Source organism: Ramlibacter sp. (genome assembly GCF_035706265.1).
GTDB lineage: Bacteria > Pseudomonadota > Gammaproteobacteria > Burkholderiales > Burkholderiaceae_C > Ramlibacter.
The window spans coordinates 1-2,171 of sequence record NZ_DASSVG010000678.1; the positions used below are offsets into that span (position 1 = coordinate 1).

Consider the following 2,171-nt stretch of genomic DNA (forward strand, 5'->3'; position numbering starts at 1 on the left):
GTTGCGCGGCAACGCCGGCGAGGAAGACCACGCTCTCGCCTTCGAGGAAGGCGCCGACGAAGAGCGCCAGGTAACCGAGCGGGGCGATGGGACTTCTAGACGATCTTGCGGCTGCGCAGGGCCTCGACCTGGGCGGCGTCGTAGCCGAGCTCGGCCAGGATCTCTTCGGTGTGCGCGCCCAGCTCCGGCGTGGCCGTCGCCATCCGGGCCGGGGTGCGCGACAGCTTGACCGCCTGATTGAGGATGCGGATCTCGCCGAGCTTCGGGTGGCGCACGGCGGCGGCCGCCTCCAGGTGGCGCACCTGCGGGTCGGCGAAGACCTGGTCCATGGTGTAGATCGGCCCGGAGGGCACCCCTGCCTCGTTCAGGATCTCGATCCACTCGGCGGTGGTGCGGCCGACGGTCACTTCGTTGATGGCGGCATTCAGCTTGCCGCGGTGCCGGGCTCGCCCCGGCTCGTCGGCAAAGTCCGCATCGGCCAGCCACGCCTCGCGGCCGAGCGCCTTGCAGAAGCGCGCCCAGATGGTGTTTCCCGACGCGCCGATGTTGATGTAGCCGTCGCGCGTGCGGTAGGCGGAGGTCGGCATGGAGTGCGGATGGTCGTTGCCGACCTGTGCCGGCACGTCGCCGGTCATGAGGTAGCGCGCCGCCTGGAAGTCCATCAGGCCGATCTGTGCCTGCAGCAGGCTCGCCTGGACCCACTGGCCCTCCCCCGAGCGCTCGCGCTCGTGCAGCGCGGTGAGGATGCCGAGGGCGGCATACAGGCCGGAAGCCACGTCCGCCACGGCGGTTCCCGCGCGCATGGGGCCGCGGCCCGGCTCGCCGGTCACCATCATGAGGCCGCCCATGCCCTGGGCGATCTGGTCGAACCCTGGGCGCTTGCTATAGGGGCCGTCCTGGCCGAAGCCGGAGATCGAGCCCAGGACGATGCGCCGGTTCACCTTGCGCAGCGACTCGTAGTCCACGCCCAGGCGGAACTTCACGTCCGGGCGGAAATTCTCCACCACCACGTCGGCGCGCTCGACCAGCTTCATGAAGATGGCGCGTCCCTCCGCCTCCTTCAGGTTGAGCGTCATGGAGCGCTTGTTGCGGTGCAGGTTCTGCATGTCGAACCCGTGGCGCGGCCCGCTCATGGTGTCGACCTCGACCGAAGGCGGCAGCTCCACCTTGATGACGTCGGCGCCGAAATCGGCGAGCTGCTTGACGCAGCTGGGCCCGGCGCGCACGCGCGTCAGGTCGAGGACACGAAAATGCGCGAGCGCGCTGGCGGCAGGCTGGTGGGGCATGGACTAATATTAATGCGTGCAAACCCCGGCGGACGTGGTCCGCAGCTACCTGGAGGCGTGGGCCGACCGCGACCTGCCGCGCGCGAAGGGCTTCCTGGCCCCGGGATTCACCATGGTCTATCCGGGCGATGCGCGCTTTTCGCGGCTGGAGGACCTGGCGGCGCAGATGGCGCAGCGCTACCGGGGCGTGCGCAAGCGCTTCGAGCGCTTCGACGAGGCGCCGGCGCCGGAAGGCACCGCGGTGTACTGCTTCGGCACGCTCTACGGCGAATTCGCCGACGGCCGGCCCTTCGAGGGCGTGCGCTTCATCGACCGCTTCACGGTGAAAGACGGCCGCCTGGTGGATCATCGCGTCTGGAACGACCTGCCGCGCTAGGCCGGCGCCCTGTTTCGACGTCCCCACTTCTAGGGCCCGCGGCCTTGTGATAAGTCTGGTCCCCGGATGAAGCGCGAAGTCATCAAGGGCTCGGGCACGCCGGCGCCGATGGCGCACTACTGCGAGGGCGTGCTCGCGGGCGACACGCTGTACGCCGCCGGCCAGATCGCCTCCGACTACAAGACCGGCGTGCCGCCCGAGGCGCGCCAGGATCCGGCCTTCCCCTACTACGGCTCGGACATCCAGAAGCAGGCGCGCTACGTCCTCGGCAACCTGCGCAAGGTGTTCCAGGCCGCCGGCTGCGACCTGAAGGACGTGGTGAAGTCGCAGGTGTTCCTCACCGACCTCAACGACTTCTACTACTTCGACCAGGTGTGGAAGGAGTTCTTCCCCTCGCCGCCGCCGCGCACCACCGTGCAGGTGAGCGGCCTGCTCGTCCCCGGCTGCAAGGTGGAGATCGATTTATGGGGAATACGGTCCGCAGTAAGAAGAGAAGTCATTTCTGGAAA

At 68.6% G+C, this 2,171-nt stretch carries 3 protein-coding genes; 2 read left to right on the plus strand and 1 reads right to left on the minus strand.

Annotation, left to right across the window (positions count from 1 at the left end):
- Positions 1–95 precede the first annotated feature (95 nt).
- A complete protein-coding gene (locus tag VFM98_RS24390) occupies positions 96–1,286 on the minus strand; it encodes a CoA transferase (protein WP_325112485.1) in 1,191 nt (396 codons plus the stop codon).
- A 16-nt stretch (positions 1,287–1,302) separates the two neighbouring features.
- Here VFM98_RS24390 and VFM98_RS24395 point away from each other — a divergent pair, with 16 nt between their 5' ends.
- Positions 1,303–1,662: a nuclear transport factor 2 family protein gene (locus tag VFM98_RS24395; protein WP_325112486.1), complete on the plus strand. Its 360-nt coding sequence runs from the start codon at positions 1,303–1,305 to the stop codon at positions 1,660–1,662.
- Positions 1,663–1,728: 66 nt separating this feature from the next.
- Positions 1,729–2,171 (plus strand): RidA family protein (locus tag VFM98_RS24400; RefSeq protein WP_325112487.1); only part of this gene is annotated, 443 nt, incomplete at its 3' end.